1 protein-coding gene is annotated in these 685 nt (G+C 67.4%); it reads right to left on the reverse strand.

What is annotated here, in order from left to right:
• On the reverse strand, positions 1-414 hold a 414-nt coding region (locus tag ACLBXO_RS31645; protein ID WP_447687905.1), incomplete at its 3' end, for a LuxR C-terminal-related transcriptional regulator.
• Positions 415-685: the final 271 nt, after the last annotated feature.

Below are 685 nucleotides of genomic sequence, written 5' to 3' on the forward strand. Positions count from 1 at the left end.
CTTCACGGTGCTCTCGCACATGTTGAGTTCGTACGCGATGATCTTGTTCGGCGTCCCCTTCCGGAGCGCCCGGGCCACGCAGAGCTGCCGCGGCGAGAAGATCTCGTCGTCGCCGGCCTCGACCGGCTCGTCCACCTTGATGTTGGCCAGCAGGGGGAGGAGGCACTCGGCCGGGATGTAGACGCCGCCGGCCTGCACGAGCTGCAGTGCCTGGAGGGCGATGTCCACGGAGGTCGTCGTCGGGATGTAGCCTTTGACGCCGAGCTTGATGATCCGCACGATCTGGTCGAGGTTCTCGCCGTCGGAGATGACGGCCACCGGCGGAGCGCCGGCCTCGCCCTGCAGGAACGCCAGCTCCCGCGTGATCTCGGTCCACTCGGTCTCGGTCAGGTTGCCGTCGGGTCGGCAGAGCACGACCACGCTCGCGGGGACGAACGGCTTCTGCCGCTTCCACGATTCGATGTCCGCGAAGACTTCGAACGAAGTCTGCCGGTCGGCCTCGCTGAGCGAGGCGGCGAGGCATCGGCCGACGAGTTGGCGTCGATCGATGATGACGATGCGGCTGGAGCGGCTCCGGGACTGGTCCCGTTGCTCGACGACGACCGGGTTGTCACCGGCATGTGCACCCGAAAAGCCGCCGCGGCTTTCGGCCGTGTCCCGCTCAACGAGGGTGAGCGCGTCTCGA

The organism is Methylobacterium sp. C33D, from assembly GCF_053345825.1.